This window comes from bacterium, assembly GCA_035691305.1.
In the GTDB taxonomy this organism is placed as follows: Bacteria; Sysuimicrobiota; Sysuimicrobiia; order Sysuimicrobiales; family Segetimicrobiaceae; genus DASSJF01.
Genome location: DASSJF010000076.1, coordinates 1 through 20,449 on the forward strand (window position 1 = coordinate 1; position 20,449 = coordinate 20,449).

A 20,449-nucleotide genomic window follows, 5' to 3' on the forward strand; every position below is an offset into this window, starting at 1 on the left:
CACGAAGGGATAGAGCCCCCAGTCGAGATCGCGCATCACGCCAAGCTGGCCCTCGAGGAGCACCGCGCGGTCGGCACGGAGCGCCTCCTGGACGAGCGGGTGCGTGTCGGTAATGTACGGCTTCAGGCGCGACGCCCACCGCGCACATGTCGCGATGAGGCTCCCCGCGTCGATTGCCTCATGGCGGTACACGCCGCGCAGCAGCGCGCTCTTCCGCGACGCGATGAACTGCAACTCCTCCGCGAGGTGCGTCTCCTCGGCGAGATCGCCGAGCCGGACGCCGATTCGCGCAGCCTTGTCGCCGTACACCGGCCAGATGCCCTGCTTCGTCGTGCCGTGCGCCCGGCCGCCGCGCGCCGCCTCTTCGAGTTCGTCGGTGACGATGTGGTGGGGCAGGGTGAGATGCGCGCGCTCGTCGAGCCAGAGACGCCCGGCGGTCGCGACGCCCACGCGCTCGACCTCCGCGATCTCGGCGAGCAGGACGTCCGCGTTCACGACCACGCCGGGCCCGATCAGGCACTGCGCCGCGGGGTGGAAGATCCCCGACGGCAGCAGGTGCAGCCGGAACGTGCCGTGCCGGTTCTGGATCGTGTGGCCGGCGTTGTTGCCGCCGTTGTAGCGGATCACGGCGTCGGCGTGGTTCGCCAGGGTGTCGACGACCTTGCCCTTGCCCTCGTCGCCCCACTGCGCGCCGACGATCGCCGTCACGGGCATGGTCAGCGCTTCTCCGTCCGGGCCTCGCCGGCCCGGGGCGGCGCCATGCCGAGGTTTCCCGGCGCGGACGCGGCGATCTTCGCGGCCTTCTCCTCGACCTCGCGCGCGAGCCGCGCCTTGTAGGCGTGATACCGCGCGCGCAGGCCGTCGTCCGCGGCGGCGAGGATCTGCACCGCGAGCAGCCCGGCGTTTCGCGCGCCGCCGATCGCGACGGTCGCCACCGGCACGCCGGCGGGCATCTGCACGGTCGCGAGCAGCGCGTCGAGCCCGTTGACCGCGGACCCCGACAGCGGCACGCCGATCACGGGGAGCGCGGTGTGCGCCGCGACGGCGCCGGCCAGATGCGCGGCCCCGCCGGCGCCCGCGATGATCACGCGAACGCCGCGGCCCTCGGCCTCCCGCGCGTATTTCGCCGCGCGGTCGGGCGAGCGGTGCGCCGACGCCACCGTCATTTCGAAAGGCACCTCGAACTCGCTCAGGATGCGGCCCGCCTCCTGCATCACGGGCAGATCCGAATCGCTGCCCATGACGATCAAGACGCGGGGTCTGCCGTCCGTCATGCCTGCGTCACCTCGCGAAGCTCGTCCGGCCGGCCCGCGGCCCCCCGCGGCGCCGCGACGTCGCTGCCGATGTCTCGGCGGATCGTCTTGCCCTCGAAGCTGATGAGCGCCGCCGCGCGGTACGCGCGGTCGCGCGCTTCGGCAAGCGAGGTACCGCTGCCCACGACGTTGAGCACGCGGCCCCCCGAAACCGCGAGGCGGCCCTCCCGCATCGTGGTCCCGGCGTGGAACACCAGCACCCCCGGGACGGCCCGCGCGGCGTCGACGCCGTCGATCGGCATGCCGGTCCGAGGTGCATCCGGGTAGCCCGCGGCGCACAGCGTCACGCACAGCGTGAACCCCTCGCGCCACCGCGGCGTCCACCGGTCCACCCGCCCCGCCAGCGCCGCCTCCGCCGCATCCCGCAGACCGGACGCGAGCAGCGGCATCAGCAGCTGCGCTTCCGGATCGCCGAAGCGCGCGTTGAACTCGAGAACCCGCGGCCCGTCCGCCGTGAGCATCAACCCCGCGAACAGCACGCCGCGGTACGGGCGGCCCTCCTGCGCCATCGCCCAGACGGCCGGCTCGAGAATCTCGTCGCTGACGCGGCCCAGCATCGCGGCATCGACCGCGGGAGCGGGCGCATAGCCGCCCATGCTGCCGGTGTTGGGCCCGCGATCGCCGTCGAGCAGCCGCTTGTAGTCGCGCGCCGGCAGAAGCGGCGCGACGTGCGCGCCGTCGCACAGGCCGAAGACGCTCACCTCGGTGCCCTCGAGCCACTCCTCGACGACGACGCGCGCGCCGGCATCGCCGAAGCGCCGGCCGGTCATCATCTCGTCGAGGGCGGCCGCCGCCTCGTCCGCGGTCCCCGCCATCACCACGCCCTTGCCCGCGGCGAGTCCGTCGGCCTTGATGACGAGCGGGCGTCCCGCCCGTTTGACGAACTCGCGCGCGGAAGCCACATCGTCGAACGTGCGCGCTTCCGCGGTGGGGATCTCGTACCGGCGGCAGAGGGACTTCATGAAGATCTTGCTGGACTCGATCGCCGCCGCGTCCCGCGTCGGTCCGAACGCGCGAAGGCCGCGCGCGGCAAACGCGTCGACGAGCCCCGCGGCAAGCGGTGCTTCGGGTCCGACGACCGTCAGTGCGACACCGCGGCGCACCGCCTCGCCGGCGAGCGCGTCGAAGTCGAGCGGCGAGCATGGAAGGCACGTGGCGATGGAAGCGATGCCCGGGTTGCCGGGCGCGCCGAACAGTGTGGTGGTCCGGTCTTCCTGTGCGAGGGCCCACGCCAGCGCGTGCTCCCTGCCACCGGACCCGACGACGAGGACGGCCATCAGCACCGCTCCACACCGCCGCGCATCACGGCGCGGGCGAGTTGGGAATGTTCGGTTTTTACGGTATCTGCTGCGAAGAAAACGGCGACGAGGTTCGTTGCCAATGTACCATATCCGGAAGAATTTGCCAAGTGGGCTCGAAATGTTCGTGTTTTGGGGGGAGCCGTTACGGAAACCCAAGGAAACCCGTTCTTTACGGGCGAAGGATAAGCGCAGTCCGGCCGGAGGGTTCGTGATCAAGCCCGTCATCACCGGAATTGGGGCAGTGACCCCGGTGGGCCTCTCGGCGCCGGAGACCTGGGCCGCGCTCGTGGCCGGCCGGAGCGGCGTGGGCCCGATCACCCGGTTCGACGCCTCGGCGTACCCCGTCCACATCGGCGCAGAAGTCTCGGGATTCAATCCGCTGACCGTGATGAGCCGCAAGCAGGCGCGCCGGACCGCGCGGTTCGCGCAACTTGCGGTCGCCGCGTCGCACGAGGCGCTCGCCGACGCACGGCTCGACGTCCTCCCGGAGAACCGCGACCGGATCGGCGTGGCGATTGCCACGGCGCTCGGGGGCATCGACATGCTCGACGCGGAAGCGGCCCATCTCTACGGCGGCCGGCCGGACCGGGTCACCCCGTTTCTCCTGCCGATGCTGATCGGCAACATGGCGGCCTCCGCCGTCTCGATTCGCTTCGGGACGCGCGGTCCGTCGACGACGTCCGTCGGCGCGTGCGCCGCGGGTACTATCGCGCTCATGGAAGCGCGCCGGTGGATCATGGACGGGGACGCCGATTGTGTGCTCGCCGGGGGCACCGAGGCGGCGATTACCCCGTCCGTCTGGGCCGCGCTCTGCTCGCTCGGCGCGCTCAGCAAGCGCAACGACGAGCCGCGGCGGGCCAGCCGGCCGTTCGACCGCGACCGCGACGGCTTCGTCTTCGGGGAAGGCGCGGTCGTCTTCGTCGTGGAGCGCGAGGACGCGGCGCGGGCGCGCGAGGCGCGCATCTACGCGGAGCTGGCGGGCGCCGCGCTCACGAGCGACGCGCACCACGAGACCGCACCGTCCCCGGACGGCGCTTCGGCCGCGGCCGCGATCCGCGGCTGCCTGCGGGATGCCGGCGCGCGGCCGGACGACGTGGACCTCGTCGTCGCGCACGGAACGGGCACGCCGCTGAACGACATCGCGGAGACCGGCGCGATCAAGACGGCGCTCGGCCGGCGGGCCGGTGCGATTCCGGTGACGGCGCCGAAGAGCATGGTCGGTCACCTGATCGGCGGGGCCGGGGCGCTCGCGGCGATGGTCGGCGTCCTCGCGATCCGCGACGGCGTCATCCCCCCGACGATCAACCTCGAGCATCAGGATCCGGCGTGCGATCTGGACTGTGTGCCGCTGACCGCGCGCCGGGCGCCGGTCCGGCTCGCGGTAGCCAACGCCTTCGGCTTCGGCGGCCAGAACTGCGTCGTGGCGGTGCGCGCCCCGCGGCCCCGGTAGGAGCCTCGCCAGTAGACGTACAAACCCCATCCGGCGCCGCTCGGGGGCGCACGTCGTTCGCGACGCCGGCCGCCGGCCGGGGATCGACGGCTCCCGTCCGCGGCGCCGCGCGCACACGATAAGATGCACCGGATTGGGGGGACGGCGGGTGTTCACCGGCCTGCTTGAGGGGAAGGTCGCGCTCGTCACCGGCGCCGGCCGCGGCATCGGGCGCGCCGCGGCGCTGCTCTTTGCGGATGCCGGCGCAGACGTCGTGGTGCACTTCAACCGCAGCCGCGAGGCGGCGGAGGACGCCGCCCGCGCGATCCAGTCGCGTGGACGCCGCGCCGCGGCGATCGGTGCCGACCTCGAGAAGCCCGAAGACATCGGCCGGCTCTTCGACGAGACGGCGGAGCGGTTCGGCGCGCTCGACGCGTTCGTGGCCAACCACGCCGCGACCGCGTTCAAGACCACGCTCGACGCCAAGCCGCACCACCTGCAGCGCACCTTCGACCTGATTCTCCGCTCCCTCGTGCTGTCGGCGCAGCGCGCGGTGCCGCTGATGGCCGGACGCGCCGGCGCGATCGTCACCGTCGGCGGGCAGGGGACGGTCGAATGCCTGCCCAACTATGCGATCCTGGCGTCGGCGAAGAGCGCGATGGAGACCTGGACGAGGTACCTCGCCTACGAACTGGCCGGCCGCGGCATCACGGCCAACTGCGTGAGCCCCGGCGTGATCGCCACGGATTCGGCGCGGTTCTACGGCGGGGACCGCTACGCCGTGTTCGACCGGCTCGTCTCCGAGTCCACGCCGGCCGGCCGGATGGGCGCGCCGGAGGACGTCGCCGCCGCGGTCGTCTTTCTCTGCAGTCCCGCCGCGCGGTTCATCACCGGGCAGACCATCGTCGTCGACGGCGGCCTCGGCCTCGTCGCCGCCCCGTTCGAACAGTTTCGCCGCGGAGGAGCGTCGACATGAGCAAAGTTCTCACCAGCGACGAAGTCGTCGCGCGGGTTCCCGACGGGGCGCTGGTCGCGATCGGCGGCTCGTCGCTCTCGCGCAAGCCCATGGGCCTCGTGCGCGCGCTCGCGCGCAGCGACCGCAAGGACCTGCGCCTCATCGTGAACGTCGGCGGTCCCGAGGTCGACCTGCTCATCGGCACGGGGAAGGTCACCGAGGTGATCTACGCGTTCGTGGGCTTTGAGGTGATGGGTCTCGCGCCCCACTTCCGGCGCGCGCGCCAGGACGGCTCGGTCAAGTTCCAGGAATGGTCGGAGTTCACGATCATGGCGGGCCTCGACGCGACGATCAAGCGCGTGCCGTTCCTGCCGACCCACTCCCTGCTCGCCACGGACGTGCTCAAGGTGAACCCGGCGTTCAAGCTCTTCCAGGATCCGTTCAAGGGCGAGACGCTCGTCGCGGTGCCGGCGCTGCGCCCGGACGTCGCGCTGCTGCACGTGAACCTCGCCGACCCGCAGGGCAACGGCGTCGTGCTGGGCGACGGCCACATGGACGCGCTGTGCGCGAAGGCGGCGGCGCAGACGTTCCTGTCGGCGGAGCAGATCCTGCTGCCGGAGCGCCTCCAGACGTACGGCCGCGACGTCCACATCTTCCGCACCGTCGTCACCGGCGTCGTGGAGGCCCGCTGGGGCGCCCACTTCACCGGCTGCGCGCCCGACTACCGGGCGGACCTCAACCACGTGCGCGAGTACCTCGCCGCGGCGCGCGACCGGTCCTCCTGGCACGAGTACCTCGAGAAGTACGTCTACGTCGACGACCGCGAATACACGAAGCGGCTCGGCGGCGAGCACACGCTCGGCGAGCGGCTGCGCGTCTGACGCCGCCGGCGGGAGGGCACCCGATGCCGGACTACTCGATCGACGAACTGATCATCACGTGCATGGCGCGGGAGTTGCGGGGCGAGGTGCTCGTCAGCTCCGTCACGGCCTTCGGCGCGCTCGCCGCCCACCTCGCGCGCAGCACGCACGCGCCCGGGCTGGCGGTGCTCTCGACGCCGGAGTCGGGCATGGACGTCGCCGCGCTGCCGACGCTTACGCTCGGGCAGTTCCTGACGGACAACCAGCGGGCCATCCCGCTCACGATGGAGGATATCTTCGACAACATCTTCTCCGACCGGTTCCGGATCTGGATCAACCCGGCGCAGATCGACGAGCAGGGCAGCGTGAACATCTCCGCGATCGGCCCGTGGGAGAAGCCCAAGGTCGCGCTCGTCGGGGCGCGCGGCATCCCGGAGGACACGAGCCACCTGTCTCAAGGCCTCTACTATCTCACCCAGCACACGCCCCGGAGCGTCGTGGCCAAGGTGGACTTCGTGAGCGGCCCCGGCTGGACGCCCGAGCGGCGCAAATACCTCGGGGCGAACGGCGCCCCGACGTGTCTCGTCAGCGACCTCGGCGTGTTCGGCTGGGAGCCCGACGACGGCCGCATGGTCGTCCGCTCCCTCCACCACGGCGTCACACCCGAGCGCCTCGGCGAGCAGACGGGGTTCAGGATCGAGGTCCCGCGCGGCGTGCCCACGACGGAGCCGCCCACCGACGAGGAAGTCCGGATCATCCGCGCCGGCGACCCGCTCGAGGTGCGCAAACTCGAGGCGCTGGCCGGGCCCGACGCGGCGGAGAAGTTCGCGGCGATTTACGAACGGGAGCGCCAGGCGCTGCACGCGGCGTGGCCGCGGCGGCGGCACTAGAGGCCGTCCACCCGGTGATCGACGGGCGCGATGCCTGAGGCCGCCAAGCCTCTGACCGGCCGCCGCGCCGCGGTAACCGGCGGCGGCCGCGGCATCGGCCGCGCCGCCGCGCTGCGGCTCGCGCAGCTCGGCGCGGACGTCGCGGTGATCGCCCGTACTCGGGCGCAGCTCGACGCGGTCGCGCGGGAGGTCGAACGCGAGGGCGCCCGCGGCGTGGCCGTTCCCGCCGACCTCACGACATATGCCGCGTGCCGCGAGGCGATGGAGGCCGTGCAGCAGCTCCTCGGCGGCATCGACATCCTCGTCAACAACGCGGGCTGGACGCTCACGTCGCCGTTTCTCGACGAGACCGAGGCCTATTGGCGGCGCGTCGTGGACAGCAACCTGTGGAGCACGATCTTCTGCTCGCGCGTCGCCCTGGAATGGATGGCCGGGCACGGCGGCGGCGTGATCGTGAACGTCTCGAGCGACGCCGGTCGCGTCGGCACGGCCGGCGAGACCGTCTACGCGGCGGCGAAGGGCGGCGTCATCGCGTTCACCCGCTCGCTCGCGCGCGAGGCCGCCTCCCGCCGGGTCCGCGTGAACTGCGTCTCGCCCGGCCCCACGGAAACCGAGGTCCTCGCCGAGAACCGCGCCGATCCGGCCCAGGCCGGGCTGATCGACCGGATGATCCGGCTGATCCCGATGCGGCGGGTCGCGCAGCCCGAAGAGATCGCCGACGCGGTGGCGTTCTTCTGCACCGACGCGTCACGCTACATCACCGGCCAGGTGCTGAGCGTCTCGGGCGGCCTCACGATGGTGTGATGTCCGCGGCGCACCCACGCCCTCCGGAACCGGCGGCGGCGCGAGACGGCCGCGCCCTCCGCATCTCGGTCGACTGCATGGGCGGCGACCGCGCGCCCGCGGAAACGGTCGCCGGCGCCGTGCGCGCGGCGCGCGCCTTCGATCTCCACGTGCTGCTCGTCGGCGTCCCCGAGGCCGTCCGGGCACTCCTGCCGCCCGGTACCGTGGAAGCGCCGCACGGCCGCAACACCGTCGAGATCGTCGAGAGCGGCCCCGCCGTGCCGGAAGGCGCTCCCCCGCTTGCGTCGCTGCGGTCGCTGCCGAACGCGTCGATGACGATCACGATGCGGCAGGTGAAGGACGGCCGCGCCGACGCGGCGGTCAGCGCCGCCAGCACCGGCCCCACACTGCTCGCCGCGGTGCGGGAGCTGGGCATGCTCGAGGGCGTCCGGCGGGCGTGCGTGGGACGTTCGATCGTGGGGATGCATCCGGAGACGTTCTTGATCGATCTCGGACCCACGCTGGACTGTGAAGCCCAGCATCTCCTCGAGTTCGCGGTGATCGGCACGACCTACATGCGGGTCTTCGAGGGCATCCCGAACCCGACCGTGGCCCTGCTCAGCAACGGCCGCGAGCCGGGCAAGGGCAACCGCGTCGTGAAGGAAGCCGCCAAGCTCCTGGCGCGCAGCGGACTGAACTTCGCGGGACTGGTCGAGGGCCACCACTTCGTCGCCGGCGAGGCAAACGTCGTGGTCTGCGACGGCTTCATCGGCAACTGCGTGCTCAAGAGCATCGAGGGCCTCGGACGCGAGATCGCCGCGTGGCTCGACCGAGAGCTCGCCGCGGACCTCCCGGCCGCCCGCCGCGCGGCGTTGACCGACCGCCTCATCGAACTGACCAACCCCATCGACCTCCACGGCAGCCTGCCGCTGCTCGGCGTACGCGGCAACATCGTCATGGCGCACGGAGCCTCGGACCGGCACGCGATCCAGGCGGCGATCGGCCAGGCGGTCCAGGCCGCCCGGGCGGAGTTCGTCGAGACGCTGCGCACCGCGCTCGCGGAGACCCGGCGCCGGCTCGGCGCGTCGGTGCCCACCTCCCCACCCGACTGAGCGCCTCACCCGCCGGAGGGGGGCGGCGGGGGCAAACGTGCGGGAGCAAACGTAAGGGAGGGAGGCGTTGCGCCTCCCTCCCCGCTGACCGTCGCCTGCCGCGCGTGCGGCGGCTTACATCGGCGGGGTCGGCGGCATCGGGGGCGCCGCCGACTCCTCCTCCGGCTTCTCCACCACGACGACCTCGGTCGTGAGGACCATCGACGCGACGCTCGCCGCGTTCTGAAGCGCCGAGCGCGTCACCTTGCACGGGTCCACGATGCCGGCCTTGAGCATGTCGACGTACTGGCCGGTAAGCACGTTGAACCCGTAGCCCGGTTTCTGGCCCTTCACCTTCTCGACGATGATCGAGCCTTCGTGGCCGGCGTTGCGGGCCAGCTGGCGCAGCGGCTCCTCGATCGCCCGGCGCACGATCTCCGCACCGATCGACTCGTCGCCGTCCCGCTCCAGCTTCTCGAGCGCCGGGATCGTGCTGACGAGGGCCGTGCCGCCGCCCGGCACGATGCCCTCCTCGACGGCCGCGCGGGCCGTGGAGAGCGCGTCCTCGACGCGGTGCTTCTTCTCTTTCAGCTCGGTCTCGCTCGCCGCGCCGACCTTGATCACGCCGACGCCGCCGACCATCTTGCCGAGCCGCTCCTGCAGCTTCTCGCGGTCGTAGTCGCTCTCGGTCTCTTCGATCTGCCGGCGCAGCTCGCCGATGCGCTTCTGGATGTCGGCCTGCTTGCCGGAGCCGCCGACGACGATCGTCTCTTCCTTGCCGATCTTGATCTGGCGGGCCCGCCCGAGCTGCGAAACCTCGACCGACTCGAGCTTGAGGCCGAGTTCGTCGGTGATGACCTGGCCGCCGGTCAGGATCGCGATGTCCTGCAGCATCGCCTTGCGGCGGTCGCCGAACGCCGGCGCCTTCACCGCGGCGGCCTGCAGCGTGCCGCGCAGCTTGTTCACGACCAGCGTGGCCAGCGCCTCGCCCTCGACGTCCTCGGCGACGACGACGAACGGCCGGTTGACCTGGACGATCTTCTCGAGCGCCGGCAGCAGGTCTTTGACGGCGCTGATCTTCTTGTCCGTGATCAGAATGTAGGGATCGTCGAAGACGGCCTCCATCTTCTCCGCGTCGGTCACCATGTACGGAGAGATGTAGCCCTTGTCGAACTGCATGCCCTCGACGGTCTCGACCGTCGTCTCGATGCCCTTCGACTCCTCGACCGTGATGACGCCGTCCTTGCCGACCTTCTCCATCGCGTCGGCGATCAACTGGCCGATCGTCTCGTCGTGGGCCGAGATGCTGGCCACCTGGGCGATCGCCGCCTTCGTCTCGACCGGCTTCGCGATCTTCTTCAGTTCCTCGACCGCGGTGTCGACGGCCCGGTCGATGCCGCGCTTGAGCGCCATCGGGTTCGAGCCCGCGGCGACGTTCTTGAGGCCCTCGCGGACGATCGCCTGCGCAAGCACGGTCGCGGTCGTCGTGCCGTCGCCGGCGACGTCGTTGGTCTTCGTCGCGACCTCGCGCACCAGCTGCGCCCCGGCGTTCTCGAACGGGTCGGACAGCTCGATCTCCTTCGCCACGGTCACGCCGTCATGCGTGATCGTCGGCGAGCCGTACTTCTTTTCGAGCACCACGTTGCGGCCCTTGGGACCGAGCGTGATCTTGACGATGTCGGCGAGCCGGTTGACGCCCCGCTCGAGCGCCCGGCGCGCTTCTTCGTTGTAGAGCAACATCTTCGATGGCATGGGCTCCCCCTTGGCGCGCCGTTACGCGCGGGCCTTGGCCTTCTCCTTGGTCACGACCGCGAGGATGTCGCTCTCGCGCAGGATCAGGTATTCCTCGTCGTCCATCTTGAACTCGGTGCCGGAGTACTTCTGGAACACGACGCGGTCGCCGACTTTGACCTCCATCGGCACGCGGTCGCCCTTCTCGTTGCGCGCGCCGGGGCCCACGGCCACGACCTCGGCCTCCTGCGGCTTCTCCTTGGCGGTGTCGGGCAGCACGATCCCGCTCTTCGTGCGCTCGAGCTCCTCGACGACCTTGACGACAATGCGATCCCCAAGCGGCTTGAGGTTCATGCGGATCTCTCCCTTCCTTGGAGGTTTTCGACGGTCTTAGCACTCTGTTTCGTGGAGTGCTAACCAATCAAAATATAGGGAAAAGGCTCTCTTTCCGGCAATACCGAATCGGCCAGGAAAGTCGCGTGCAGGTCTCGCAATCGGCAGAAATCTCGAAATTACGACGGATTGCTTCGTGTTTCTGGAACCGGTGCTGTGATCTCCAGGTCGGCGTAGGCCCCGAGTTCCAGGCTCGAACGCTCGCCGCGGTCCAAGCGATAGGCCCCGGCCGCGGCGATCATACCGGCGTTGTCGGTGCAGAGAGCCAGGGGCGGAACCAGAAGCGGCATACTCAGAAGGCCGGCCGCCTCGGCCATGCGGCTCCGCAGCATCGCGTTGGCGGCGACCCCGCCGGCGACGATAACGGTACGGGCGCCTCGGCGGCGGGCCGCGCGCAGCGTCTTGTCGACCAGCACGCGCGTGACCGCATCCTGGAACGCCGCCGCGATGCCGCCCGCCGAACCGCGCCGGTGTTCGACGGCGCGGAGGACCGCCGTCTTGAGGCCGCTGAACGAGAAATCGAAGCTGTCCTCGTCCGGGAACGGCAGCGGCAGCGCGACCGCCTCCCCGCCCCCGGTGGCCGCCGCCTCCTGGATCGCGGGCCCCCCGGGATACCCGAGGCCGAGGGCGCGCGCCGCCTTGTCGAACGCCTCGCCGGCCGCGTCGTCGCGGGTGCGCCCCAGCATCTCGTATCTGCCGTGGTCGTGCATCACCAGGAGATCCGTGTGCGCGCCGGACACGATGAGCACGACCGCCGGCAGCGCAAGATCCGGATGCGCGAGGAAGTTGGCGTAGATGTGGCCTTCCACGTGATTGACGCCGATCAGCGGGCGGCCGAGCGCAAGCGCGAAGCTCTTCGCCGCCGCCACACCGACGGTGAGCGCGCCGGCGAGCCCGGGGCCGCAAGTGACCGCGAAGGCGTCGATCTCTTCGAGCCCCGTCCCGGCGCGGTCGAGCGCCTCGTCGATCACCGGGCCGAGCCGTTCGAGATGCCGCCGCGACGCGAGTTCCGGCACGACCCCGCCGTAGCGGGCGTGCAGATCCACCTGGGACGCGACGACATTGGAGCGGAGGCCGCCCGGCCACGCCAGCACCGCGGCGGCGGTTTCATCACAGGAGGTTTCGATCCCGAGGATGCGCACGAGCGGTGCGCGCGGTCAAGCGCCGGGCTTCGTCGAGCCCTGATCCCCTTCGAGGACCGTCCGGTTGCGTTCGTAGCGCTCCTGAAACACCGGCTCGTACACGTTGCCGGTCCACATGACGATCGCGTCCTCGCGGTTGTCGCTGTAGTAGCCTTTGCGGACGCCGATGTCCTTGAAGCCGTACTTGCGGTAGAGCGCCTGGGCGCCGCCGTTGGTCCGGCGCACCTCGAGCGTGATCCACCGCGCCCCGCGCCGCATCGACTCGGCGATCAGCGCGACGAGCAGCCGCTCGCCGATCCGGCGCCGCCGGCACTCGGGCGCGACCGCGATCGTCGTCACGTGCGCCTCGTCGAGGATGATCCACATGCCGGTGTAGCCGACGACCGCGTCGCTCTCGCGCGCGACCAAGTAGCACGCCAGCCGGTTGTCGCGCAGTTCGCGGAGGTAGGCATCGCGGGGCCACGGCGACGGAAACGACGCCTGCTCGATCTCGAGGACGCGCGGGATGTCGTCCTCGCGCATCGGCCCGATGGAAATTCGGTCGTTCGCGATCACCATGGTCATTTCACGCTTCCCGGCGGTGCCGGGCTTTCCTGCCACAGACGCACCGCGGGACGCCGTCCGTAGACCGGCAGCAATCCCGCCGGCAGGTCGCGAGCGCCGCGCAGAAGCCGCGGCCGCGCGAGCCGGCCGGCCGTTTCCGCGCTGGGGTACGCGTCCGGGCGCTCGACGATCTGCCGCGCCCCCGCGCCGCCGAGCGCCGCGCGCAGGGCGTCCGCGTGGCGCGCCAGGCCGTCGCCGGCGACCACAAGCGGCCGGTGGAGCGCGCGCTCGCCCTCGAGCACGAGCCGGATCTCCGCGACGGCCGCGTCCGGGGCCGCCACGACCGCCGGGACGAGACACACCGGCTCCGCGTCCTGCCCGAGGCGGTAGAGCGCCGCGGCTACTTCACCGCGATGCGCATCGAGCACGGCGAAGACGAGGCCGCTCGCGGAGGCCGACGCGGCGAGCACCTCGAGGGTCGGGACGCCGAGGACCGGCACGCGCCGGGCCCGCGCCCATGCCGCGGCCGTTGCGATGCCGATCCGCAGGCCGGTGAAGCCGCCGGGCCCGCGTCCGACGGCGACCGCCTCGACGCCGTCGGGTCCCGTGCCCGCGTCGCGCAACAGCCCGTCGACCGCCGCGGCGAGCCACTCGAGGTGCCGCATCGGCGCCCGCACAGTGCGCGCCGCGAGCACCCCGCCCGCATCGACGAGGGCGGCGCCGGCCACCGGCGTAGCGGTCTCTATCGCGAGGACACGCATGTCCGAAGCCCGTCCAGGAGGCGGCGCGAGCGGCCGCCCGCCGCGCCGACGCGCACGGTGCGCGCGTTTTCGTCCCCGTCGAACGACAACTCGACGGACAAGTGGTCCGGGGGCAGCGGCGCCGTTCCGGCCCACTCGATCGCCGTGATGCCGTCACCTTCGATTATCTCCTCGAGGCCGAGCGCGTCCAGGTCGGGCGGCGCGATGCGGTAAAGATCGACGTGGTAGAGCGGCAGCGGCCCCGGGTACCGATGGACGAGGACGAACGTCGGACTCCGCACGTAGCCGCCCGCGCCGAGTCCGCGGGCCAGCCCCTGGACGAAGCAGGTCTTGCCCGCGCCGAGCGGACCGGTGAGCCCCACGACCGCGCCGCGCGCGTCGCGCGCCCGGAGCAGCCGCCCGAGCGCCTCGCCGAGCGCGCGCGTCTCGTCCGGGCTTCCCGTGTGGACCTCGAGGAAGCCCGGCCCCGCGTCAACCGACACGTGGAACCCGCGGCGCTAGCCGGCGCCCTTGGCGCCGTCGCCCCCGCCCAGCCGCTTGAGGAACGGAGTGATGAGGTCGATCGGGACCGGAAAGATCGTGGTGGAGTTCTGCTCGGAGGCGACTTCCGTGAGCGCCTGCAGGTACCGCAGCTGCAGCGCCACCGGCTGCTCGGCGATGCGCGCCGCGGCCTGGACGAGCTTCTCGGCCGCCTGGAACTCGCCCTCGGCGTTGATGATCTTGGCGCGCCGCTCGCGCTCGACCTCGGCCTGCCGGGCCATCGCGCGCTTCATGCTCTCCGGAAGCACCACGTCGCGGACTTCCACCATCGTCACCTTGATGCCCCAGGGCTCCGTCGCCTCGTCGATCACGCTCTGGAGCTGCTGGTTGATCCTGTCGCGCTGCGCGAGAAGCTCGTCGAGCTCGTGCTGTCCGAGCGTACTCCGCAGCGTCGTCTGCGCGAGTAGGTAGGTGGCGCGGCTGAAGTTCTCGACTTTGACGATCGCGTCTTCCGGGTTGACGATCCGAAAATAGACGACGGCGTCGACGGTCACCGGCACGTTGTCGCGGGTCATCATCTCCTGGCGCGGAATGTCGAGCGTGACGACGCGGAGGTCGATTTTGATCATCCGGTCGACCACCGGAATGAGGATGATCACGCCGGGCCCCTTCGAGCCGATCAGGCGGCCAAGGCGGAAAACCACCCCGCGCTCGTATTCGCGCGCGATCTTGATCGTCGACCCCAGCAGCGAGAGACCGACGAGGATCACCGCCACCAGGAACGGAGCGAGGAACGTCGTCATGTGCCCTCCTTCGCCCGCGGCGGCGAACCCGCCGGCGTGCCGGCGCCGGCCGGGCGCACGAGCAGGCGGAGCCCGCGGACCTCCACGACGCTGACGTGCTGCCCCGACGGAATCGCGCCGTCTGCGGTCTCGGCACTCCACAGTTCGCCGTCGACGAAGACGGTGCCCGACGGCGCGAGGTCGCTGCGCGTCACGCCGACCGCGCCGAGGAGCGCCTCGCGCCCGGTGTGCACCCTGCGCGCCTGCGCGCGGATGCCCGCGCCGACGGCAAACGCGAAGAACGCCGCGGTCAGGCCGGCCATCGTAAGGATCAGCGTGATGGAGATCCGGAGGAACGGCGCCTGCTTCTCCGTGAGCAGGAGCGACCCCAGGATGAAGGCGGCGAGACCGCCGGCGGTGAGGATGCCGTGGCTCGGCACCTTGAGGTCCGCGATGAAGAGGATCAGCGCGAACCCGATGAGCAAGAGACCGGCCAGGTTCACCTCGATCACGGCAAACGACGCGAGCGCCAGGATGAGCGCCAGCCCGCCGATCACCCCGGGGAACACCGAGCCCGGGTTGCTGAGCTCGAAGATGATCCCGTAGATCGCCATCGTCATCAGCACGAACCCGATGTTCGGGTCGCTCAGGAGGAGGAGAAAGCGCTCCGTGACGTCCATCGGGATCTCGGAGAGGCGCGCCCCGCGCGTGTGGAGGGCGCGCGTCCCGCCCGGCGTCTGGACTTTCCGGCCGTCGACGGCGGCCAGCAGCGCCTGGGGGGTGTCCGCGATGAGGTCGACGACGTGGAGCCGGAGCGCCTCCTCGTCCGTGATCGAGACGCTCTCACGGACGGCGCGCTCTGCCCAGTCGGGGTTCCGCCCGCGGCGCGCCGCGAAGCCCCGGATCTCCGCGACCGCGTCGTTCGTGACCTTGGCGATCATCGTCTTGTCCTCGGCGGAGGTGCCGCCGCCGGGAGCCACGTTAACCGGATGCGCCGCGCCGAGGTGCGTCGTCGGAGCCATCGCGGCGACGTTGGCGGCGTAGGTGACGAAGACGCCGGCCGACGCCGCGCGGGCGCCGCTCGGCCAGACATAGGCGATCGTCGGCGTCGGCGAGGCCAGCAGCGCCTTCGCAATCTGGTCCATCGACGTCATCAGACCGCCGGGGGTATCGATCTCAATGACGAGGGCTTCCGCGCCGTCGGCCGAGGCCTGGCGCAGGCCGCGCAGGACGTACCGGGCGGTGGCCGGACCGATGATACCGTTCAACTGGACGACGTCGACGACGGCGCCGGTGGCCTGCGGCGGGGCGACGGCGCCGAGGGCCCGGCCGGTTCCCGGCCCCAGCGCGGCTGCCGCGAACAGGCCGGCCGCGGGGACCGCGAGGAGCAGCGCCGCCACGGAGCGCGCGGCGGCGCGAACGACGCGGGAGCGCCTGGCGCCGGTCATGCGGTGCTGTTCTCTGTAACCGGGAGAGCTCCTGTGCCCCCGGGGACCGCCCCCCGGCGGTGTCTAGGTAAGCGAGCGCGCCAGGGTAAGGCAGGCCACCGTGACCGTAAACGCCTGTTCCGCATCCTTCGCCTTGTACGCCGTGGCACGCGGCGTCACTCTCGTCATGCCGGGAATCAGCATGCAGCGGTCGGCCATCGACGTGTACATCCAGTCGATCTCGAGCGCGACCGGCTTGGCGACGGCGTACGGCTTGAGGTCCCGCGCGCGCTTCAGCGCCTTCGCCGCGCCCTCTTTGATGCGGCGACGGGCCTCGACCGGCTGATACGACCGCGCCGCGACACGGCCGATCGCCTCTTTGACCGCGACGGTCTCGACGTGGGAAATCAGCTTCTTGAGCTGTTGTACCGCCGTCCCGTCGCCCGTGATGAGCGCGACCGGCACCTTGAAATGACCGGCCAGCGCGGAGTTGAGGCCGGGCTCGCCGACGACCGTGTTGCCGAGCTTGATCTGGCGCACGCACGCGCCGCTGTACGAATGGTCGAGGACCGCGTCTTGGGTGCCGGCGGCCGCGTGGTAGCCGGTGAAGAACACGGCGTCGAACGACGCGTCGATTCCCTGCATCATGCTGTAGGGCTTCGGGCTACCGCTGACGAGCTGCGCCTGCGGATGGAGCTCCTCGATCAGCAGGTTCCGCATCGTGGCGTGCGAGTCGTTGACGACGATCTCCTTTGCCCCGGACTCGAGCGCGCCGAGAATCGCGGCGTTCACTTCTTCGGTCATCAGGCGCCGGAACCGGTTGTAATCCGGCCGCCCTTCGCGGCACTGGTCGGCGTCGGTGACGCCGGCGGTGCCCTCCATGTCCGCGGAGATAAAGACTTTCAATCCGCTCCCCCCTCGTACGTCGCCGTCAAATCGCGACGCAGGCCCCCGCCCACTACGTGTCGCACGCGGGCACTTCCTGCGTTTTGGCGCGGACGTTACAAAGGGCGGCTCCCGGGGAGAGCGCGTGTCACGCGGGGGCCGAGGCCGCGGCGGTGCTATTGCTCGCGCAGCTGGACGAGCGGCCGGATCGCCCCCACGACTTCGCCGCGGGTGTTTGTCACTTTGGGCTGAGCGTGGACCGCGAGCGTCTGCGCCTCCGCCGGGCCGGCCGCGCCGAGCTGGCGCAAGACCTCCACGAGAATCGGGCCCATCGCGCGCGCGTTTCCGTCCTCGATCTTCACCGCGATCCCGAGTCCGCGGCTTCGCAGGGCGATCCCAAATCCACCCTCCGCCCCGCCCTTGCAGAACAGCCGGTCACCCATCGCCTCCATGAGCGAGGTGACCAGGCGCCCGGTCCCCGATACCATGACGGGATAGGCGGCCATCGCGTCGCCGATGCGACGAACGGCTGCGGCCCGCGGCGCCGGCAGGCCGGCCGGGTCGGCCAGGCGCCCGAACGCCTGGGCGAGCTGGGCGACGTTCGCGTGGAACGTCGGCACGCCGCAGCCGTCGGTGGCGTGGGGGAGCGGGTCGCCGTTCGCGCAAAAGTCGGCGATGATCCCGGCAATCCGCCGCTGCAGCGGGTGCGCCGGCTCGAGGTAGGTCTCGGTGGGCCAGCCGTAGAGCACGCAGGACGCCAGCATCCCGGAGTGCTTGCCGGAGCAGTTGCTGTGGATCGCTTCCGGTGCGCGCCCGGCGCGCGCGAGCGCCGCCGCGGTGGCCGGATCGTGCGGTACGTGCGGGCCGCACCGCAAAGCCGACGGGTCCAATCCGATCTTGGAGAGGATGGAGCGCACCGCTTCGAGGTGCACCGGCTCCGCGGCGTGCGAGGCGCAGATCACGGACAGCTCGGCGCCGGTCAGACCGAACTTTTCGACGCCGCCCCCCTCGACAAGCGGCAGCGCCTGCAGCGGCTTGCACGCCGATCTCAGGTAGAGCGGCAGACCCGGATCGCCGGCCGCGTACCGGATGCGTCCGTCGCGGTCCGCCACGACGACGCTGCCGCGGTGGACACATTCCGCGCGTCCGCCGCGCTCGACGAGGGCGAGCGGGACGCTATCCCACATGGACGCCGCGGGCCGCGCGCACGAGCTCCGCGAAGAGGCGCCGGTGCGCGGGCGCGGTCCGCCACATCCGTTCGGGGTGCCACTGCACGCCGAGCACCCAGCGGCAGTCGGGCGCCTCCACGGCTTCGATCAATGCCGGCTTGTCCGGCTCCACGGCCCGCGCCGTCACCGCGAGCCCGGGCGCGGCTTTGTCGATCGCCTGATGATGGAAGGTATTGACGCCGAGCCGCTCGGCGCCGGCGATCTCCCGCAGACGGCTGCCCGACGCCACGTCGACCTCGTGAATCGGCGCGTCGTGCGACGCGTCCGGCCGCGACTTGCGCTGCTGGTGAGTCCACGCCTGGCGCCCGGTGCGTTCGACGTCGAGATCCTGAATGAGCGTCCCGCCGAGGGCCACGTTGAGGACCTGCATGCCTCGGCAGATCGCCAGGACCGGGAGATCGCGCCGCACGGCCTCGCGAACGAGCGGCAGCTCGAGCGCGTCGCGCTCGGCGTCCACTTCGACCGACATCGACGGATCCGCGGCCTGGCCGTACTCCTTCGGATCGACGTCGAGCCCGCCGGTCAGCACAAGCCCGTCGACACGATCTAGAACGTCCGCCCCCGCGCCCGGCTCGATGGGCACGGGCCTGCCGCCCGCGCCTTCGACCGCCTCGACGTAGGCCTGAAAGGATTTCTGCTCAACCTCGGTGCGGGCGGCGCCGACGACGCCGATCCGCGGACGGTCTTCGGTCACGGAATCACTCCTTCGGCCGCAGCGGAAGCCGCGCGTCCGTGCTCCATCGTATAGTTCGCGTCAATGCCGCGCAAGCGCGGTGTCCTTGCCTAATCGGCGGCCCGCTCCAGGCGCAGCGCCGCCAGGCGCGCCGCCGCCTCGCGCGATCCAAGATGCGCGTCCTCCCACTGCACCGCGCGAAAACGAACCGGGTCCCCGCGGCGTGCCTGAGCCACGAGACGCAGGTCCGCCCGCAGGATTGCCGCGATCTTGGGATACCCGCCGGCCGTCGGCCCGTCCGCCATGATCACGATCGGCTGTCCGCCCGACGGCACCTGGATCGCGCCCGGCAGCAGCCCGTCCGAAAGCAGCTCTGCCGCCGCGCGGTGCTCCAACCTCGGCCCGTCGAGCCGGTACCCAACCCGGTCCGCGTGCACGCCGGGAGAGTATTCGCCCGCGAGCAGCGCCGCCACCGCCGAATCCGTGAAGTAGGACTCCTGCGGGCCGAGCACCACGCGGACGGTGCACGCGCCGCCGACCTGGGGTCGAAGGTGTTCGGGGAGCCGGAACTGCGCGCCGGGGGCGCGGCGCTCGCACGCCAGGAGATCGCCGTCCTGCAGGCGCCGCCCCCCGTACCCGCCGAGCGCGCCGCGCACATACGTCGCCCGGCTACCGAGGGCGGGCGGCACGTCCACGCCGCCGGGGACCGCCACGTACGCCCACTGCCCGGCCCGCGGCGCGCCGAATTCGAGCACGTCCCCTTCCCGCAGCGCGATCGCGGTCCATCCGCGCACCGGCCGGCCGTTCACCATCGGCGATAGGTCGGCTCCGGCGATCGCGACCGCGGTTCGCCTGGCCGCCACGAGGCGCGGGCCCGGCGCGGTGCACTCCAGCGCGGCGGCGCCCGGCGGATTTCCGAGCAGCGAATTGGCAATCCGAAGCGACAGCGGATCCATCGCGCCGCTCTGCGGCATCCCAAAGCGCCGGTACCCGGGCCGTCCGGCGTCCTGCACGGTCGTCCACAGGCCGCCGCGCTCGACGAGGAACTCCGGGGACGCCGGAACCGGCGGCCGCTCCCCGTCTTCATCGACCGGCGCGCGGAGATCGTACTCGCGCACGCCGATCGGCACGAACCGGACCCGGTCGCCCGCGTCGAGCAGAAACGGGGCGTCGCGGCTCGGATCGTAGATCCGCAGCGGCGTCCGCCCGATCAAGCGCCAGCCGCCCGGACTCGCGACGGGATAGACGCCGGTCTGCTGGCCGGCGAGCGCCACGGTGCGCTGCGGCACGAACGTCCTCGGCGACCTGAGGCGGGGGACGCGGAGCGCTTCAGGCAGCGTGCCCATGTACGGGAAGCCCGGGCTGAACCCCAGCATGTAGACACGGTACTCGCAGCCGGTGTGGGCGGCGACGACGCCGTCCTCGGAGAGCCCGACCTCGGCCGCAAGCGGCGCGAGGTCGGGGCCGTGGGCCCCCCCGTAGGCGGTCGGAATCTCGACGAGCCGGCCCGCGGGCAGCGACGACGGATCGGCGCGGGGCACCGCGGCGAGCAGCGCCTGCCGGATTGCGGCGGCGGTCGTGCGCAGCGGATCGAACACGACGAGGAGGGACCGGTACGTCGGCAGCGTTTCGACGACGCCGGCGATGCGGTCCTCGTCGACGACGCGGCGCAACGCAAGCACCGCGGCGTTCGCCGCGTCGGAGATCTCGTCGCCGCCGAACTCGGCGACGACGCCCCAGTCCCCCAGCGGCCGGAGCTCCGGCGTGGCGACGGCCGTCAA

The 20,449-nt window shown here is 71.6% G+C and carries 21 protein-coding genes; 6 read left to right on the forward strand and 15 right to left on the reverse strand.

Going from position 1 to position 20,449, the window contains the following annotated elements:
* The 3 genes from VFL28_14275 to purD form a co-directional block, all read right to left on the reverse strand.
* Positions 1-714: adenylosuccinate synthetase (locus VFL28_14275; GenBank protein ID HET7265827.1), on the reverse strand; the 714-nt coding region annotated here is incomplete at its 3' end.
* A gap of 2 nt (positions 715-716) precedes the next feature.
* On the reverse strand, positions 717-1,274 hold the full coding sequence (gene purE, locus VFL28_14280; protein HET7265828.1) for a 5-(carboxyamino)imidazole ribonucleotide mutase: 558 nt from the start codon (positions 1,272-1,274) through the stop codon (positions 717-719).
* Entirely contained in the window at positions 1,271-2,590 is a 1,320-nt protein-coding gene (purD, locus tag VFL28_14285) for a phosphoribosylamine--glycine ligase (GenBank protein HET7265829.1), read from the reverse strand. Before purD ends, purE begins: the two co-directional genes overlap by 4 nt.
* A 232-nt stretch (positions 2,591-2,822) precedes the next feature.
* Between purD and fabF the strand changes: the two genes are divergently transcribed.
* The 6 genes from fabF to VFL28_14315 all read left to right on the forward strand — a co-directional run bounded on the left by fabF (position 2,823) and on the right by VFL28_14315 (position 8,643).
* Positions 2,823-4,064 (forward strand): beta-ketoacyl-ACP synthase II, encoded by a 1,242-nt coding sequence (gene fabF, locus VFL28_14290; GenBank protein HET7265830.1) that lies wholly within the window; start codon positions 2,823-2,825, stop codon positions 4,062-4,064.
* A 148-nt stretch (positions 4,065-4,212) separates the two neighbouring features.
* A complete protein-coding gene (locus tag VFL28_14295; protein ID HET7265831.1) occupies positions 4,213-5,019 on the forward strand; it encodes an SDR family oxidoreductase in 807 nt (268 codons plus the stop codon).
* Positions 5,016-5,879 (forward strand): CoA-transferase, encoded by an 864-nt coding sequence (locus tag VFL28_14300; GenBank protein ID HET7265832.1) that lies wholly within the window; start codon positions 5,016-5,018, stop codon positions 5,877-5,879. The genes VFL28_14295 and VFL28_14300 overlap by 4 nt, the downstream gene beginning before the upstream one ends.
* A 23-nt stretch (positions 5,880-5,902) precedes the next feature.
* The gene (locus VFL28_14305) at positions 5,903-6,748 is read left to right on the forward strand and encodes a CoA-transferase (GenBank protein HET7265833.1); all 846 of its coding nucleotides are present in this window, start codon (positions 5,903-5,905) and stop codon (positions 6,746-6,748) included.
* A 30-nt stretch (positions 6,749-6,778) separates the two neighbouring features.
* The gene (locus tag VFL28_14310) at positions 6,779-7,552 is read left to right on the forward strand and encodes an SDR family NAD(P)-dependent oxidoreductase (protein HET7265834.1); all 774 of its coding nucleotides are present in this window, start codon (positions 6,779-6,781) and stop codon (positions 7,550-7,552) included.
* Entirely contained in the window at positions 7,552-8,643 is a 1,092-nt protein-coding gene (locus tag VFL28_14315; GenBank protein HET7265835.1) for a hypothetical protein, read from the forward strand. The genes VFL28_14310 and VFL28_14315 overlap by 1 nt, the downstream gene beginning before the upstream one ends.
* 114 nt (positions 8,644-8,757) lie before the next feature.
* On the opposite strand, the gene groL is transcribed toward VFL28_14315, so the two are convergent.
* The 12 genes from groL to pxpB form a co-directional block, all read right to left on the reverse strand.
* Positions 8,758-10,374, reverse strand: a complete 1,617-nt coding sequence (gene groL, locus VFL28_14320) for a chaperonin GroEL (GenBank protein ID HET7265836.1) — start codon at positions 10,372-10,374, stop codon at positions 8,758-8,760.
* Positions 10,375-10,395: 21 nt separating this feature from the next.
* Positions 10,396-10,707, reverse strand: coding sequence for a co-chaperone GroES (groES, locus tag VFL28_14325; GenBank protein HET7265837.1), 312 nt, complete (start codon positions 10,705-10,707; stop codon positions 10,396-10,398).
* A 158-nt stretch (positions 10,708-10,865) separates the two neighbouring features.
* Entirely contained in the window at positions 10,866-11,888 is a 1,023-nt protein-coding gene (gene tsaD, locus VFL28_14330) for a tRNA (adenosine(37)-N6)-threonylcarbamoyltransferase complex transferase subunit TsaD (protein ID HET7265838.1), read from the reverse strand.
* A 15-nt stretch (positions 11,889-11,903) separates the two neighbouring features.
* Positions 11,904-12,452 (reverse strand): ribosomal protein S18-alanine N-acetyltransferase, encoded by a 549-nt coding sequence (gene rimI, locus VFL28_14335; GenBank protein ID HET7265839.1) that lies wholly within the window; start codon positions 12,450-12,452, stop codon positions 11,904-11,906.
* Positions 12,449-13,192 carry a tRNA (adenosine(37)-N6)-threonylcarbamoyltransferase complex dimerization subunit type 1 TsaB gene (gene tsaB, locus VFL28_14340; GenBank protein ID HET7265840.1) on the reverse strand — a complete coding sequence of 248 codons (744 nt, stop codon included), beginning with the start codon at positions 13,190-13,192 and terminating at the stop codon, positions 12,449-12,451. Before tsaB ends, rimI begins: the two co-directional genes overlap by 4 nt.
* Entirely contained in the window at positions 13,174-13,674 is a 501-nt protein-coding gene (gene tsaE, locus VFL28_14345; GenBank protein HET7265841.1) for a tRNA (adenosine(37)-N6)-threonylcarbamoyltransferase complex ATPase subunit type 1 TsaE, read from the reverse strand. The genes tsaB and tsaE overlap by 19 nt, the downstream gene beginning before the upstream one ends.
* A 15-nt stretch (positions 13,675-13,689) precedes the next feature.
* Positions 13,690-14,475, reverse strand: a complete 786-nt coding sequence (locus VFL28_14350; GenBank protein ID HET7265842.1) for a slipin family protein — start codon at positions 14,473-14,475, stop codon at positions 13,690-13,692.
* Positions 14,472-15,902 (reverse strand): nodulation protein NfeD, encoded by a 1,431-nt coding sequence (locus tag VFL28_14355; protein HET7265843.1) that lies wholly within the window; start codon positions 15,900-15,902, stop codon positions 14,472-14,474. Before VFL28_14355 ends, VFL28_14350 begins: the two co-directional genes overlap by 4 nt.
* A 63-nt stretch (positions 15,903-15,965) precedes the next feature.
* A complete protein-coding gene (locus VFL28_14360; protein HET7265844.1) occupies positions 15,966-16,787 on the reverse strand; it encodes a M55 family metallopeptidase in 822 nt (273 codons plus the stop codon).
* 155 nt (positions 16,788-16,942) lie between these two features.
* Positions 16,943-17,953, reverse strand: coding sequence for an asparaginase (locus VFL28_14365; GenBank protein HET7265845.1), 1,011 nt, complete (start codon positions 17,951-17,953; stop codon positions 16,943-16,945).
* A complete protein-coding gene (locus tag VFL28_14370; GenBank protein HET7265846.1) occupies positions 17,943-18,689 on the reverse strand; it encodes a gamma-glutamyl-gamma-aminobutyrate hydrolase family protein in 747 nt (248 codons plus the stop codon). Before VFL28_14370 ends, VFL28_14365 begins: the two co-directional genes overlap by 11 nt.
* An 89-nt stretch (positions 18,690-18,778) precedes the next feature.
* Complete coding sequence (pxpB, locus tag VFL28_14375) at positions 18,779-20,449, reverse strand: 5-oxoprolinase subunit PxpB (GenBank protein HET7265847.1); 1,671 nt, start codon at positions 20,447-20,449, stop codon at positions 18,779-18,781.

What these genes read in the sequence shown, in the direction of transcription:
- VFL28_14355 (HET7265843.1), bottom strand. Translation starts at nt 15,902, where the DNA reads ATGACCGGCGCCAGGCGCTCCCGCGTCGTTCGCGCCGCCGCGCGCTCC.
- groL (HET7265836.1), bottom strand. Translation starts at nt 10,374, where the DNA reads ATGCCATCGAAGATGTTGCTCTACAACGAAGAAGCGCGCCGGGCGCTC.
- rimI (HET7265839.1), bottom strand. Translation starts at nt 12,452, where the DNA reads ATGACCATGGTGATCGCGAACGACCGAATTTCCATCGGGCCGATGCGC.
- purE (HET7265828.1), bottom strand. Translation starts at nt 1,274, where the DNA reads ATGACGGACGGCAGACCCCGCGTCTTGATCGTCATGGGCAGCGATTCG.
- VFL28_14350 (HET7265842.1), bottom strand. Translation starts at nt 14,475, where the DNA reads ATGACGACGTTCCTCGCTCCGTTCCTGGTGGCGGTGATCCTCGTCGGT.
- tsaB (HET7265840.1), bottom strand. Translation starts at nt 13,192, where the DNA reads ATGCGTGTCCTCGCGATAGAGACCGCTACGCCGGTGGCCGGCGCCGCC.
- VFL28_14310 (HET7265834.1), top strand. Translation starts at nt 6,779, where the DNA reads ATGCCTGAGGCCGCCAAGCCTCTGACCGGCCGCCGCGCCGCGGTAACC.
- VFL28_14305 (HET7265833.1), top strand. Translation starts at nt 5,903, where the DNA reads ATGCCGGACTACTCGATCGACGAACTGATCATCACGTGCATGGCGCGG.
- VFL28_14365 (HET7265845.1), bottom strand. Translation starts at nt 17,953, where the DNA reads ATGTGGGATAGCGTCCCGCTCGCCCTCGTCGAGCGCGGCGGACGCGCG.
- groES (HET7265837.1), bottom strand. Translation starts at nt 10,707, where the DNA reads ATGAACCTCAAGCCGCTTGGGGATCGCATTGTCGTCAAGGTCGTCGAG.
- VFL28_14315 (HET7265835.1), top strand. Translation starts at nt 7,552, where the DNA reads ATGTCCGCGGCGCACCCACGCCCTCCGGAACCGGCGGCGGCGCGAGAC.
- VFL28_14300 (HET7265832.1), top strand. Translation starts at nt 5,016, where the DNA reads ATGAGCAAAGTTCTCACCAGCGACGAAGTCGTCGCGCGGGTTCCCGAC.
- purD (HET7265829.1), bottom strand. Translation starts at nt 2,590, where the DNA reads ATGGCCGTCCTCGTCGTCGGGTCCGGTGGCAGGGAGCACGCGCTGGCG.